The following is a 13,287-nucleotide window of genomic DNA, read 5'->3' as shown; positions in this document are numbered from 1 at the left end:
AAGGTACAGTCGACGTTCGAATGGCTGCTTGAGAGCGATTGCCTACGACTGTCGAGGCCGACTGCTGCCCGACATGAGCGGCAACAGCCGACCCACTGCTGCCGCCTGTATAAACGCTGCCTCGACGGCAGCTTTCAGGTGCGGAACGGACTTTCATTCAGTCACGCCTCTTGGGTGGCTCCATATCTGGGGGCGTGACCGGATGTCTATGACAGAAATCGGCTATTGCATGACGTACTTCGTCGTTGGCGCTCGAAATGGCATGCAGCCAACGAAACCATTGGTCCCGCCGGAATACCTCCGAAAACGGACTCATCAATTCGATGACTCTTCGCTGCTCGCGGTAATCCACGAACCGCCCTTTGTCTGGCATTACGAGCTGATGGACGTATGCATTCCGACAGTCATAGATGCCGAGCGCAGCATTAACGAATGCCTCCTGTGCACCCCCTCGGATCTGCGGCCACTCCTGTTTGCTCAGTTCCTCTAGTAGTTGCAGTCTCATACGATGTCCGAGTGATTTAACCCGGGATAGAACGCCATCGCAATCGTTCGCCGCAGTCTCGAGGGCAGCCGAAACACTCACCTCAAGAATTGAATTTATCAACACGAGTGCCTCCATGAGAAAGCCTCCTTCCATGAGCATGCGAAGGCGACTCAGCGAGCGTCGCATCGGATGAAGTGTCGGCGTCGTCCCGTCAGCTACTGACTCAAGCGCTCCGCTAAGATGCCATTCGCCCTTGAGGTTAAAACTATGTCCGGTGAATGATGAGTAGTGGCCGAGGCATTTCTGACCGGATCGCAACTTGTGGATAACTGTGAATCTTCGCTGTAGCGATGACGGCGACACATGAGCAATCGGGACCCCCCCGTATTCCTGCCAGAATGCCTCTATTACTCTGTTAGAGAAGTCCGCAAGAAACGGTTGAAGATAGTTGTTGGCCATTGCAACATGCCATGCAGTCGATGGTCCGTCGGTGGGCCTGCGCCCACTGCGCACTAGCTCCATATTGAACTGGTCACGTAGGAATTCATAGAGCGGATCGTCGGCGTCTGCCAACACACCACGCAGTATCTTTCTTAGGCGCCCCGCGGGTATTTCGACTTCGAACACCCCACCCACTGGCACCGCTGGCTGTGCTAGACCTTCCGGACTCTCAATGCCATGCGGACCCAACAACAGCTGCAGCGGATGCTCTCCAGACGGATCAGAGATATTCCGGATAGTGAATGAGAAAGGCTCTGGTTTAGCGTTCCGGTTGAATCGAATCGGCAACTGGCCGTGGTAAGGCCCGGCCAGATGCGCCCATGGTTGATCAAAAAGCACCAAAACGATGAGATCGGACACATAGTCTGACTCGTCAATCGACGCGACCTTCGGGTCCGCATCCTCAGCGAATTCACCGGTATTTAGTGAGTCCATCAAATACCCGTATAGTGCATTGCTTGGTTCAACGGGCACAAAGCCGAGGTTCGTGTGATAACCCGTATGCAAGCCGGACTCTGAGTATGTTCGCTTTGCGTACGAAAATTTTGGAGGCTGTGCGAACAGCTTATGTGATTCGATTTCCTCTCGAATCCGGGTGCAATCTGAATTACTGACATCATTCGGTACCCATTTGGGTGGAAATCCATCTTCATGAACCTTGTAGCCTTTCAGATTGCCCCGCCAGTCTAGGTCGAGTTCCACACTTTTCACTTCTCCGCTCCCATTCAATCGTCGAGTCTCTACTGCCCAGTGAACTGACGTTTCGCATTATTATGCGGGCTTTGAAGCATGGTTGACCAGTCGCATCGATAACCCGCACGATACGAGTCATTGCGCGGTCCGGTTGTACCTGCAACGTGCCCCCGCGACGCTGGTCGTCACGGAATGACGGCATAAGTCCGCTACTGATCGGGAGCCGCCGTTCAAACGGCAAATTGACCATTTGAGCTAATGACCGACTCTGGCCGAGAGCAGCCGGACGCAATCGACCACGAACGTCCCGCAACACTGCTTTCCCAGCATAGGTGCCCGAGCTTGAGGCAGAGAGAAGAGAGTTCTGCTTGAACTCAGCGCTTCGGCCGGCAGACCGGTGCGTCGACAATCGGTCTAGAAATCAGGACGTTACGGCCGGAACGCTTGGTCCGCAACGCGAATTGACAAATTTACTGCGGACGTAGGCGAATTGACGACATTATTTTGGAACGACCGTCAATAAAGTCGTCAACTCCGGGGCCGGATGCCTAGATCGGCGGGGATTCTGGAGTGGCAGATTTAATGTGCTCTACGGTCGGCGCTGTATCGATCGGCTGATGCACGTCAACTGGCGATGCCATGGGAGGTCAGGAACTGTTCAAGGCGGGCGAGCACGCGGGTTCCGAAGCTCTGCATCTCCACTTCGGTGCCATCCGGCCAGCGCACCCATCGCTCCTCGCTGGCGTTGAACGCCACGCTGTTGAATGCGGCGCTGCCCAAGGCGCCGCTCACGCGATGCGTGGCCGGGTCCGGCCGACCGCGATCGAGCCTCATGTGCTTGGCCTTGTTGGACACATCCCGACACAGCTGGATATCCGGCTCGGCCAGCAACGTGGATCGATCGGCCTCGGCGACGGTGCCTTTCAGGTAGTCGGTCGCGGAATGTGCGGTGACGAAGAAGTTGAACACGTGGTCGATCGACGGCTCGCCGGCCAGGCGGTCAAGCTCGCGCCGCGCCTTGCACACCATCGCCGCGGCGTCCGTCAGTTCGAAGAAGCCCATCGGTGCCCTCGCGGGGAGGCCCGCTCCTCGCGGGGCGGGCCAAGGTTGAACAACCTGCGGCGTGACCGTATCGGAGACCGGCACGGTGCGCCACAGGGACACGGTCGCGGCCGCTACGCCGCGGCGCTCACAGGGCGCTGCAGCCGCGCAGCTGCGCGAGCAGCAGCAGCAGGAGCATCAGGACGGATACCGCCCACCCCCGCACGTTATTGGGCATCGAACACTTCGCCACTTGGGTCCGTCCGGGTCGCCCGCCGGCCAGTCTCGGGGCAGGTCGCCCTTCACGGCCTGCCAGTCGTATAGCGCGCGGCTACGCGTCGGCAAGGTGAAATAATCTAGGTAGTTTCCCTAATGCTCTGCCCCGCTCGCTCAGGGCCAAACCGCACATTGGCGATTCAAGGGCATTAAACGCAATGCCGATAAGCGGAGTTATCGGCATTGACGGCGCGCCACAAAAACCCGGCCGCAGCCGGGTTGGTCGCCGCCTGCGCTCGCACCCATCCGTTCACGGTCCCAGGTCCGCACGGCCGACGGTCGACTCGGGTGGCTCCCCCCTAAGCGGATCGGCCAGCAGTCGCGCATACGTCTCGTGCTCGACGAAGGGCGTCGTGGTATAGGTGATACCCGCCCGGAGCGGCGCAAGTGCCTCAAACGAGAGAATGATTGCGCCCTGCCCGGGGTAACGGCGTGACGGATACCATGCCCCGTCCGGTCGCTGCGCCGGCGCGACCTGCTGCATCGCCTGGTGCAGCTGCGCACCGAACCATTGGCACCAGTCATGGGCCGGCGACGACAACTCATCGTAGATCCCTAGCAGGCTCGACGCGGGTGCACCCAGATCCCACACTCGAAGCGCCCGCGGAAACGTCAACGTCGCAATCAAGCCGTTACGTTCGGCCTCACCGCTCAAGTAAAACGTCCCCGGCCGGCAATCGTTGCGCGCGAAGCGCGCCTCCCAGACCGTCGTTTCGGGCTCGAGAGCCAAGTACAGCCAGCCGAACGGCGAAGTGCCATCCGCCGCGATCAAGGCCTTCGGCGGACCGAACCGGTACGGGTTCCACACGCGATCGGGTAACACCCCCGCCGGTGAATAAGCGGCCCGATGCAGCACCGGGCCGACAGTGCGCGTACTACGCTCCAGCGCTGCGACGAGCTGGTCCACCGACGGCATCGACTCTGCTATGTCCGGCGGCGGTATTACAAGTTGAGGTTTTCCCATTTCATGGCCGTTTTAGTAGGCCACGCTCTCCCCGGCTCGCGGGATCGCGTCGATTACGCGACGCTGGCGCTCGACGGGGGACAGGTTCAACAGCCGACGCTGACTCGCGTGCGGCGCCCCGCGCCCCTCGAAAAGCTTCCCGGCCAACAGTTCCGCAGGCGCGAGCTCATTGAGCTCGTCGCACGCAGTCACGAAGAAGGCGTGGACTTCCGTTTCCAACGCCCCTCGGAACTGGTCGAGCACTTTGGGCAGCAATTCCGGCACGAACTCCACAAACTGCCATGCTGGAAACACCCGTCCATTGGTCTGGCCTCGCGGCCGGACGCAGTAAAACCGACCCGCCTCCACTGATCGGTAGAGACTCGCGATTGACAGCGCCACCAACTTTCGCTCGACAACTTCCGAAGGCTTCAAGTTGGCAACAGGCAACGCATCCGATACCGTCCCGGACGCCCCTTCCACTTCCGGAATCAGCATCGTCGCCAAACGGCGTTCCAATGTATCCCGAACGAGCAAGTGGAGCGTTTCGGCGCGGACATCCAGCGAGATCCGACCACGGAGGGAGCCCTCGATATCCGTTGCAAACAGTTCGGCGACGTCACGTGCGATTTGGGCAGTGTTGAGATACTGCCCTTCGCTGGGCACCGCCCGGATTTTGAGGTCGGCTATCCGGCTGGTTTCGTCAATTGCCTGTGCCATTTTGAACTCCTTAGGCGAAATGGGGAGGCGCGCCAAGCGGGTTCAAGCGCTTGGCAATGGCAGCGGCACTGCCCGTCTCTGAAGGTTCATCAAGCATCCGCCGGGCGGCCAAGGTGCGAACGCTGGCGGCCGCCATGGAAAGTCTTTCCCGGTGAGCGGAAACGAAGGGAGCGGCGACCTCTTCAAAGAAAAAATCGCGCGCGATGCGCCGCGCGATCCCGCTCGCGAGATCCAGGCCGACCGCCCAAGCGAGCTCGGCTTCGGGATCAAACAGCACCCCGGCGTCGAGCAGCTCTTGAGCAAGTGCGAGCTGCGTGGGTACCGGGAGCACATCGGTGGGTCTCACGTCGATCAGGTGCTGCCAGATGCCCATCGCAGGGCTGGCGACGTGGGACTCGGCCGGCAAGGCTTGCGTTCGCAACTCTTCGCTTTGCCAAGCCTCGAGCTCGTAAAGCGTCATGTACAAGATCTGCAGGCGCAGACGAACGGTCGACTGACGGGAATCGAGGCGCCATTGCTGAATAAACTTGGCTCTCGATGCGGTCAAGCTATCGACATCTCGCTGCTCGACCTCCAATGCCCATACTTCGGCGGTGAGGGAGGCGATCTCGGCGCGAACATCGGCGATCCGTTTGAGTCGCCGTCCCTGCTCCTGCGCCCATTTCCGGACGTGTGCCTCCGCTTCCGCAAAACGATGCAGCGCGAGCGGATCCTCGATCGATTGCGTGCACGGAATCTGCACAAGCGTGCTCATATGGCACGGCGGCGGTCCCAGGAAGTCGGCTTCGATCATCGTCATGGCGATCTCCAAACAGTTACTCAGAGTTTATCAGTTTTCGCGTAGTTTGCAAGTTTATCGACTGCCGCATTTTTCTCGCCTAACCGGTCCCGACAAGAACAATTATCAGAAGTGAGATTTTCTCAATTTGTCTGAATAAAACCAGGGGCGCCCCTCCAGAAACCGCCACTGCGGCCGTCATTCGGGCTAGGCCCGGCGCACGTACGCCGGCTTTCTCCGTTCTTCAGGACACCCGCCCCATGGCACTCGTACCGATCCCCCAGCTGCCGCACATCCAGCCGCCCACCACCTACGTGGATCCCGACCAGATCATCGCGCTCTACACGCCGAAGCAGCACCCGGGCTGCGCCGAGTTGATCCTCAATCTGCGTGGTGCGGACGGCAAGGTGCGGAGTGTGTTCGCGGACCTGACCGTGGCGGCTGCCGTTCTCGCCTACGGGCCGTTCGTGCCGGTCGAGTTGCAACGGATCACGAACGACGTCGCGACTGACTACCATGTGCGTGCGAGCGCGATCATCGAGCTAGCACCGCGTCCGGACGGCCACGCCAACCTCTGGCTGACCAACGGCGATTGCAAGGCGATCACGCCGGCGGCCTATGCCGCGGTGGTGGGTGCGCTCGCCGGGCCGGCTGTCGCCGCAGCCGGCCACATCTGACGCCGAGGCACACCGAGGCGACGTCGGCTCATGCGAGGCTCGCCGCGCCCTCTCGCCACCTGAATCCTTCAAGAGATATTGATGACCCGACCACCCCGCAAACTCATCCCGGACGATCAGTGCATCGTCGTGTTCGACACCACGCCCGTGCGCGCGCTCGCCGAGCAACCCACACTGCCCTCGTGGGTGGCGACGTTCGCAAAGATGTCGAGAGACGGCTACTCGTTCTCGCTCGCCGACAACGCGCTCACCGAGCTGCTGAACCAGCGTATCAAGAACGGTCTGGATGACGCCGACTTGCGCACAATCGTTGGGGCACTCGCGCAATTCCTCAACCCGAATGTCCCGGTCCTGCCGGGCAAGCGGGACCTCATGAGCATGATCGGAGAATCCGACGATCCGGCCTGGTCCGAGGCCGAAGCCGCAGCGTTCGCCCAGGCGGGATGGACGGTCCTTAAGGACCCGACACTGCTCGACGACGACAGCCGCAAGAAACTCGCCAAGGCCTTGCAGGAAGATCGCGACGATTGGATCGAGACATTCGAGACTTTCGATGCTATTCGTTCGAAATGGCTGGACCAGGATCCGGAAGGCGAGGCTAAAAATCCGCTGGATCAATACAAGCATCCGATCCTGAGTGCCGCTCTCGCGGACATCGCTTCCCGCGGCAAGTCACAATCACCGACGATGGCGGAGCGCCAAGATCTCGTCATGCGATATCTCTGGCGCCAATGGGTGCGGACGCGCAAGTCCGTTCAACCTTACGATCCGAGTAACGACAGCAAGATCAACGACGGGATCGATTTCGATCTCTATCACTACCTGACGTTGCCGGCGTACGTCGTTGCGACCGAAAAAGGGTTCCACGGCGCAATCGAGGACATCAAGGTTCCTCAGCGTGACTGGTTCTGGAAGCCCGAGGAGCTTGCGGCCGCTTGGGAGCGCGGCGAGAGACCCCGTCCGACATGGAAGGATGAGCGTACCGATTCGAGCAAATGATTCGACACGGCTCTCAACCTCTGGGGCGCGCGAGCTCGTGAGGGTGAAAAAAGGGGCCGAAATGAACTGCACCCCAAAAGTTGGACACCCGTCCGACGTTTGGGGTGTTTCACATGACGAAGTACAACGAGCAGTTCAGACAACGCATCGTTGAAGAGTATCTTGCCGGTGGAATTGGCACCAAGTCGCTGGCCGCTCACGCAGCGGGCTCGCCGTCCGGCAGTTCGGGGTCCGGCAGGAACGACACCTGGCCTGGCGGGATGACGAAGCTCGGCAACCAGTCGTCGAGCGCCGTAGACACGTGCTCGTAGGCCGCGTCGAGCGCGGAACCCTCCGGTGCGTTCGGCTCGTCCGGAAACAGGCGCCGGCCGGTCTCGATCATGTCGTCGCAGAGGAAGCCGTACCGCCCCTCTTGCAGCATGGTCCACAGCGCATCGTAGCGCTCGGCCTCGAGGGACATCAGACCGACCGACATCGCGTCGGCGATCCGGAATTTCATGTAGCCGATGCACCACTCGAGGAACATCTGCTGGACAGCAGTCATAGGGGGTGTCACTTCACGATCCCTTTGCCGGGCCCGCGTATCGCCGGAATGCCCGTAGGATAGCGAGTCTCCCGACACTAGCGTGCGCGCCGCGCGGCAAGATGCCGGGCTTCAGGTGCAACAATACCTGGGTGCTCGACGCGCGCACGTTATCGGCCTCCGATCCGCGCTGAGCGCAGCCACGCCACGTGCAGCGCGCGCTCCTACGGCGGCGCTGCACGCGATCAACGTCCCGGCGGTCGCCAGCTGTTGAAGTCCGAAGTTTGTGCTAATGGCGTCCGCTGCAACGCTAATCGTGTCCGTTAATTCTGCTAACACAGCCATCTGCGGTCCTTGAACACTCGTTTCTCGCGATAACGGCTGATCGCGCGCAGCGCGGCAGCAAAGTGACCCGACAGCCGAAAGACAGAGGCGGGGACTGTTTCCAAAACCGTGTGATGCACGCTACAGAATTCGGCTGTCGGATCGAGCCACTCACGTTTCCAGCGAGGCACTGAAACGTCCGCGTCGTTCAGCACGAGGCATCTGAAGCAGTACGGCACGCAGCGCCAGTTGAAGAGCCAGTCCGATGGCGTCTGGATGTGCCTCAATCTGTCTTCATCAAGGCGTGCGAGCGTTGAGAATCGTTGAAGCGCTGGCTGAGAAATCGGAGGAAAAAGAATCCATCCAGCAGTCCCAAGCGAGGGCAGCGGCTCGCTCGAGCTCATCTGCCACAGCATCGCAACGCTCACCTGATATCGCGTCGCGACACGGCCTAACCAGCCACCAAAGGCCTCCTCGTAGAAGGGCCTGGGGGCAATCGGCCATGGAACGACGTTACTGCTCGACTCGGCAGACATGCTCGAGATGCGTAATGCCGATAAATTCGTCGCCGCTGCGAATTGATAGTTCGGCGGCATTGTTCAGCAACGTGGATATCTCACCGGTAAGTCCGCCGCTCGCGCTCAGAACAAACTGAACGATCTCGCGTCGTGCGAGATCCGATGGCTTGCGCAGTGGCAGCACGCGTTCGAAGGCCGCGAGAAGCCGCCGTAGACCATCGCTCTCCCGCCACCGTGGTATTTCGAACGGCACATACCGACTAATCATCTGGGTATCGGTTTGAAGCGCCAGCACCGCGTCGCGGGTGCCGAGCAGAACCATGCTGATCTGAAGGTCGTTAGCCAGAAATTTCAGCAGGTTCAGCGACGCGCGCTGCTCGCGATAAGAGCCCGCAAGTAGGTGATGCACCTCATCAACGACCAGCATGCGCGGTGACATCCGCCTGAGAATCTCGCGTGCTAAACGTTCAAGGGCTGCCAAGCCGGAAGCGGCATTGTGCGGAACACCTAGCTCGACCAGTAAGCCTGAATAGAATCGATGCTGATCAGGGGTCGGTGGCATCTGCATCGCGACGACCGGACAACGTTCGACCCCGCTTTTCTCGTCAAACTCGCTTGGATGTGCGCGGCGAAATTTGGCCGTTATTTTCGTCTTGCCAATATTTGAATCACCGTGCAACAGCAGGCACGGCATACGTTCGCGGCGGGGCGTCTCAAAGAGGCGCTCAAGTTGCTGCAGGGCTTGCGTCGCGCGGGGATAGTCGATCCAGCGGTCTCGAAGAAGTCCGAGGATTCGTTCGTCGTTCCCTAACTCGGCTTGCTGTCTGGCAGCCGGTAGCAGATGCGCAAGTGCCCCACCCTTCATGTTTCACCTCACCATTGCTCCACATCGAAGGCCTGAACTGACGTCGCGTAGTCGACCGCCTCAGCCTCCTGCTCCTTCACGTCATGTCTGTACGGGACAATCCTGTCGCGCAACTCTTCCAATGGGACGATCTTTTTGCGTGACCGTCGACGTGCACGGGCCGTTGTCTGTTTGGCTCTGGAAATTACATGCCGTTGCTCTTCTATTGTCCTGAAGATCAGCGACTCAGAAACAGTTTGTTGTCCTTCCAACCTAATGGAATGCAACGCTGCCCGGTGTTCAAAAAGAGAGATCGCCGGCCGCCGCATGTCTGCGTAACGGACTTCGAGATAGTTGCCGCTCCCTGCTGTCACAAAAACCCGCGAGAGGTCCTCCGGATGATACCGAACGGTGACCGCCCGCCGCGTCTGGCGCCAGGCGACGAAAATCGGATGCCAATAACGAACATGGAAGAGCGTCAGTCCGTCAGCCTGGATTTTCCTCTGCACTACGGGCAAAAACCGAATCAGGAACCTGAGCTCAGCGTCGCTGGAAGCGGGAAGCTGCCGCGAATCAAGGCTAAGGGCAAGCATCCGCCACGTGTCAGCTGGCGTCGCTCCAAGCAGCCCGCGATGCGGAACGTGGTGGTAGCGTCTGGCGATCTCGATCGCGAGCCATTGCTCGAATTCTCGAAGCGTCAACGAGGCCGTCTTTTCAGACTCTCGCGCCTTCCGTCCTTTGGGAGACGATCCAGTCGCCCCCGGTAAGCCCCGGACACGCTCCATCAGGGTGCGGTTCAGGCGTTCAATATGGCCGCCAAAATGAGGCCGCCCGACTGGACGATACATCAGGTGGATACCGTATTCCCGACATCCACTGCGAAGCGCCCTGCTCTTGAACTCGGCAGCGTTGTCCAGATGTAGAACGTTCGGAATCCCACGCATTGGCCACTCTGCGTCCGCCTCGATCTTCGCGAGCCAGGGGTTAATAGGATGGTCAGCCCGATCCTCACTCAGTGGACTACGCTGAGTGAGGATTTTGTCCTTCTGGAGGACCATCATGGACACGGTATCGCTGATCGGAGTCGATCTCGGCAAACACTGCTTCCACCTGCATGGGCAGGATGCGTCAGGCAGGATGGTGTTCCGTAAGAAGCTCACGCGCAGCCAGATGTTTACGCTGCTGGGCAATTTCCCGAGTTGTACGGTGGTCATGGAGGCCTGCGCGGGTGCTCACTGGATCGCCCGCCGACTTCAGACGCTGGGCCACGAGGCCAAGCTGATTTCCCCTCAGTTCGTCAAACCGTTCCGGCAAGGCAACAAGAACGATTTCGCGGACGCCCAGGCGATCTGCGAAGCAGCTTCGCGTCCGAGCATGCGTTTCGCGAGTCCGCACAACGAAGCTCAGCAGATCGTTTCAGCCTTGCACCGCGTGCGCGAGGGCCTTGTGCGTCAGCGCACCTGCACGATCAATCAGATTCATGCGTTTCTGTTGGAGTTCGGCATCAGCTTGCCGCGCGGTATGGCGGTGATCCGACGGCTGCCCGCCGTGCTGGAGGCAGAATCGTTGCCGCCGAGACTGGTGAGCGTGCTCGAACGTCTGCACGCGCACTTCAAGTATCTGGACGAGCAGATCCATCAGCTCGAACATGAGTTGCTTTCCCAGTTACACGAGGACGAACGCAGCGAACGGCTGCTCGAGATTCCGGGCATTGGCCCCATGACTGCCAGCGTGTTGATGTCGGAGTTGGGCGATGCGCGTCAATATGGTTCGGCAAGGCAGTTTGCGGCGTCGGTCGGGCTGGTGCCGCGGCAGTACAGCACCGGCGGCAAACCAACGCTACTCGGCATCAGCAAGCGCGGGGACAAGGAATTGCGGCGGCTGCTGGTGCAATGTGCGCGGACCATCATGCAGCGCATCGAGCACCGCACGGATGCATTGGGCGTCTGGATTCGCAGCCTGTTGGCGCGACGACATTCGAACGTAGTGGCCTGTGCCTTGGCCAATAAATTGGCGAGGATCGCGTCGGCCATCCTCGCCAAAGGGACACACTACCGAAGCATCGAGGCTGTTCCTGCAGTCTGACGCTTCCTGTCGCTTACTGCTTCAGTTGCAGTAGTCACACCAGGTTTTGCGACGCGAGATACGTGAAGGCATAAACGACTCAACGGCCGGGCAAGTAACCTGACACAAAAAACAGCATCTCAATGCTGAGGGGTTTTTGAGGTTTGCCCGGCGCGGCTCCCATCATGGGGCGGGATCTTTCCCATCCGCGACCCCGGATAGATTCGAGCAAGTCCACTTTAGGTCAACACCACCTCGCTTGCAAAAATCGGGCTGACCATAGATTTTTGGCAGTGCCGCCCTGGTCAGCAGCAAACCAACGGTAGCCGCTCCCGGACGCTCCATGCCAACGTAAAAACTCAACACGCACCTGGTTGCAACGTCCAGAGCGATAGTCAGCCACGGGCGGCCAATCACCTGTCTGTCATATTCGCTAACCAAAACCACGTCCGCCTGGGTATGGTCGACCTGAACGATTTCCAGAGGATACTTTGCGACAAGTGAACCTGGCGCTGCCAGCGCGCTGGGAAGGGCCGCGCGCTGCAGGGCGTCCGCCTCGCGATGCTGAGCCCACCGCCGGCCTATGGTGGTTCGGCCTGGTGGTTGCAGTCCGGCAAGCTCACATCTGCGTCGAACCTCCAGCACGAGATCGGTTGCAGGATGCGCCAAATGTCGTTGAGTGGGCAGCCAGACGTGCACTACTTCGTCAATCACTGCATCAACGGCCCCTCCCAATCGATGGCTGCTCTCAGATGGGCCTCGTCGTTTCGGAATGACCGCGCTCGCTACCGGGTTTGCCAGAAATTTCCGCCGCAGACGATAAACAGTAGTCCAGTGGACGCCCAGCAGATTGGCAGCCGAAACCGCGCGCTTCTTCGAAAGCGGTCCTCGCCCCAATGGCCGGAGAACATCTGCTACTTTTTCCGCTCTGCTAACTGCTTCCTCGGAAACCGTCATTGCCGCTCCTAATCGAGCCTCGTCAGACGCGTTAGCGGAATTAAAGGACACGTATAACGCGTTAGCAAAATAAACGGACATCCGATCGTGCGCGCGTTGCCAAAACGCAACGCATGAAAAGACGCGCGAGACGGCAGCAATGCCTTATCTCGCGGGGCCGTGGCCGTGTCTTACATTAGCGTAATCTATGGACACGATTAGCAGTTTTTAAGGGCTTCAACACCTACACACCTGATCGCCGCGGCGAGCATCCGCAGCGGCATCTTGCTCACTTCGCCGGTGTGCTGCAGGCCGACGCGTTCGCCGGCTACGCCGAGCTGTATCGCGGCGGCACCATCCAGGAAGCCGCGTGTATGGCGCACGCGCGCAGGAAGATCCATGATCTGCATGCCGTGCGTCCCAACGCCGTGACGGAGGAGGCGCTGCGTCGGATCGGCGCACTCTACGAGATCGAAGAGCAGATCCGCGGCAAGCCACCCGACGAACGGCACAGCATGCGCCAAGCGCGAGCGATACCGCTGCTCGACGACATGAAGCGGTGGTTCGATGCGACACTTACCACGCTCTCCGCGAAGTCGGACACGACCAAGGCGATTCAGTACGCGCTGAACCGCTGCCGGCGCTCGTCTTCTACTGTAGCGATGGGCGTGCGGAAATCGACAACCTGATCGCGGAGCGAGCGCTGCGAGGTGTCGCGTTGGGCCGTCGCAATTACTTGTTCGTTGGCGCGGACTCGGGCGGAGAACGTGCCGCTGCGATGTATAGCCTGATCGGCACAGCACGCCTGAACGGCCTCGATCCCGAGGCCTATCTGCACTACGCCATCGAACGTATTGCGGATCACCCTGTCAATCGCATCGACGAATTCCTGCCATGGAACGTTGCGGCTCACCTTCCGTTGACCGCAAGAGTCACACCGGTACGATAATGATCGGACATTAA

General features: G+C 59.9%; 13 protein-coding genes and 1 pseudogene. 4 read left to right on the top strand and 10 right to left on the bottom strand.

The genetic code is table 11. The features are described 5' to 3' along the window. Positions 1 to 157 precede the first annotated feature (157 nt). The 5 genes from DTA15_RS32700 to DTA15_RS32680 all read right to left on the bottom strand — a co-directional run bounded on the left by DTA15_RS32700 (position 158) and on the right by DTA15_RS32680 (position 5,460). On the bottom strand, positions 158 to 1,690 hold the full coding sequence (locus tag DTA15_RS32700) for a hypothetical protein (protein WP_006482435.1): 1,533 nt from the start codon (positions 1,688 to 1,690) through the stop codon (positions 158 to 160). A gap of 615 nt (positions 1,691 to 2,305) precedes the next feature. After that, positions 2,306 to 2,743: a hypothetical protein gene (locus tag DTA15_RS32695; RefSeq protein ID WP_006482456.1), complete on the bottom strand. Its 438-nt coding sequence runs from the start codon at positions 2,741 to 2,743 to the stop codon at positions 2,306 to 2,308. A gap of 505 nt (positions 2,744 to 3,248) precedes the next feature. Next, positions 3,249 to 3,914, bottom strand: a complete 666-nt coding sequence (locus DTA15_RS32690) for an RES domain-containing protein (RefSeq protein WP_227743130.1) — start codon at positions 3,912 to 3,914, stop codon at positions 3,249 to 3,251. Between the two features lie 60 nt (positions 3,915 to 3,974). After that, positions 3,975 to 4,661 (bottom strand): hypothetical protein, encoded by a 687-nt coding sequence (locus DTA15_RS32685; RefSeq protein ID WP_012493808.1) that lies wholly within the window; start codon positions 4,659 to 4,661, stop codon positions 3,975 to 3,977. A 10-nt stretch (positions 4,662 to 4,671) separates the two neighbouring features. Beyond that, a complete protein-coding gene (locus DTA15_RS32680) occupies positions 4,672 to 5,460 on the bottom strand; it encodes a hypothetical protein (protein WP_012493809.1) in 789 nt (262 codons plus the stop codon). Positions 5,461 to 5,699: 239 nt separating this feature from the next. On the opposite strand from DTA15_RS32680, the gene DTA15_RS32675 reads away from it, so the two are divergent. Beyond that, positions 5,700 to 6,116, top strand: coding sequence for a hypothetical protein (locus DTA15_RS32675; protein WP_006482430.1), 417 nt, complete (start codon positions 5,700 to 5,702; stop codon positions 6,114 to 6,116). 81 nt (positions 6,117 to 6,197) lie between these two features. Continuing rightward, positions 6,198 to 7,115, top strand: coding sequence for a hypothetical protein (locus DTA15_RS32670; RefSeq protein ID WP_006482374.1), 918 nt, complete (start codon positions 6,198 to 6,200; stop codon positions 7,113 to 7,115). A gap of 196 nt (positions 7,116 to 7,311) precedes the next feature. Here the strand turns inward: DTA15_RS32670 and DTA15_RS32665 are convergent, their stop codons facing one another. From DTA15_RS32665 to DTA15_RS32650, 4 genes are all read right to left on the bottom strand, one after another. After that, positions 7,312 to 7,659: a hypothetical protein gene (locus DTA15_RS32665; protein WP_006482402.1), complete on the bottom strand. Its 348-nt coding sequence runs from the start codon at positions 7,657 to 7,659 to the stop codon at positions 7,312 to 7,314. A 311-nt stretch (positions 7,660 to 7,970) separates the two neighbouring features. Continuing rightward, on the bottom strand, positions 7,971 to 8,498 hold the full coding sequence (locus tag DTA15_RS32660; protein WP_011880225.1) for a TniQ family protein: 528 nt from the start codon (positions 8,496 to 8,498) through the stop codon (positions 7,971 to 7,973). Next, on the bottom strand, positions 8,476 to 9,345 hold the full coding sequence (locus DTA15_RS32655; RefSeq protein ID WP_006482415.1) for a TniB family NTP-binding protein: 870 nt from the start codon (positions 9,343 to 9,345) through the stop codon (positions 8,476 to 8,478). The genes DTA15_RS32660 and DTA15_RS32655 overlap by 23 nt, the downstream gene beginning before the upstream one ends. Before the next feature lie 8 nt (positions 9,346 to 9,353). Further along, complete coding sequence (locus DTA15_RS32650) at positions 9,354 to 10,385, bottom strand: TnsB C-terminal domain-containing protein (RefSeq protein ID WP_227743131.1); 1,032 nt, start codon at positions 10,383 to 10,385, stop codon at positions 9,354 to 9,356. Between DTA15_RS32650 and DTA15_RS32645 the strand changes: the two genes are divergently transcribed. Next, positions 10,384 to 11,409, top strand: a complete 1,026-nt coding sequence (locus tag DTA15_RS32645; protein WP_006482370.1) for an IS110-like element ISBcen2 family transposase — start codon at positions 10,384 to 10,386, stop codon at positions 11,407 to 11,409. The genes DTA15_RS32650 and DTA15_RS32645 overlap by 2 nt on opposite strands. A 162-nt stretch (positions 11,410 to 11,571) precedes the next feature. Here the strand turns inward: DTA15_RS32645 and DTA15_RS32640 are convergent, their stop codons facing one another. Then, positions 11,572 to 12,345: a TnsB C-terminal domain-containing protein gene (locus DTA15_RS32640; protein ID WP_227743132.1), complete on the bottom strand. Its 774-nt coding sequence runs from the start codon at positions 12,343 to 12,345 to the stop codon at positions 11,572 to 11,574. Between the two features lie 224 nt (positions 12,346 to 12,569). On the opposite strand from DTA15_RS32640, the pseudogene tnpC reads away from it, so the two are divergent. Continuing rightward, positions 12,570 to 13,273: pseudogene (gene tnpC / locus DTA15_RS32635) on the top strand (IS66 family transposase); the annotation flags it as partial. Positions 13,274 to 13,287 lie beyond the last annotated feature (14 nt).

Source organism: Burkholderia cenocepacia, assembly GCF_900446215.1.
Lineage (GTDB): Bacteria > Pseudomonadota > Gammaproteobacteria > Burkholderiales > Burkholderiaceae > Burkholderia > Burkholderia cenocepacia.
Note: the sequence above shows the minus strand (reverse complement) of the source record. Positions and strands in the feature narration are given on the sequence as shown.

Coding starts and splice junctions, on each gene's coding strand:
- DTA15_RS32695 (WP_006482456.1), bottom strand. CDS start 2,743: ATGGGCTTCTTCGAACTGACGGACGCCGCGGCGATGGTGTGCAAGGCG.
- DTA15_RS32690 (WP_227743130.1), bottom strand. CDS start 3,914: ATGCCGTCGGTGGACCAGCTCGTCGCAGCGCTGGAGCGTAGTACGCGC.
- DTA15_RS32685 (WP_012493808.1), bottom strand. CDS start 4,661: ATGGCACAGGCAATTGACGAAACCAGCCGGATAGCCGACCTCAAAATC.
- DTA15_RS32680 (WP_012493809.1), bottom strand. CDS start 5,460: ATGACGATGATCGAAGCCGACTTCCTGGGACCGCCGCCGTGCCATATG.
- DTA15_RS32675 (WP_006482430.1), top strand. CDS start 5,700: ATGGCACTCGTACCGATCCCCCAGCTGCCGCACATCCAGCCGCCCACC.
- DTA15_RS32670 (WP_006482374.1), top strand. CDS start 6,198: ATGACCCGACCACCCCGCAAACTCATCCCGGACGATCAGTGCATCGTC.
- DTA15_RS32665 (WP_006482402.1), bottom strand. CDS start 7,659: ATGACTGCTGTCCAGCAGATGTTCCTCGAGTGGTGCATCGGCTACATG.
- DTA15_RS32660 (WP_011880225.1), bottom strand. CDS start 8,498: ATGTCTGCCGAGTCGAGCAGTAACGTCGTTCCATGGCCGATTGCCCCC.
- DTA15_RS32655 (WP_006482415.1), bottom strand. CDS start 9,345: ATGAAGGGTGGGGCACTTGCGCATCTGCTACCGGCTGCCAGACAGCAA.
- DTA15_RS32645 (WP_006482370.1), top strand. CDS start 10,384: ATGGACACGGTATCGCTGATCGGAGTCGATCTCGGCAAACACTGCTTC.
- DTA15_RS32650 (WP_227743131.1), bottom strand. CDS start 10,385: ATGATGGTCCTCCAGAAGGACAAAATCCTCACTCAGCGTAGTCCACTG.
- DTA15_RS32640 (WP_227743132.1), bottom strand. CDS start 12,345: ATGACGGTTTCCGAGGAAGCAGTTAGCAGAGCGGAAAAAGTAGCAGAT.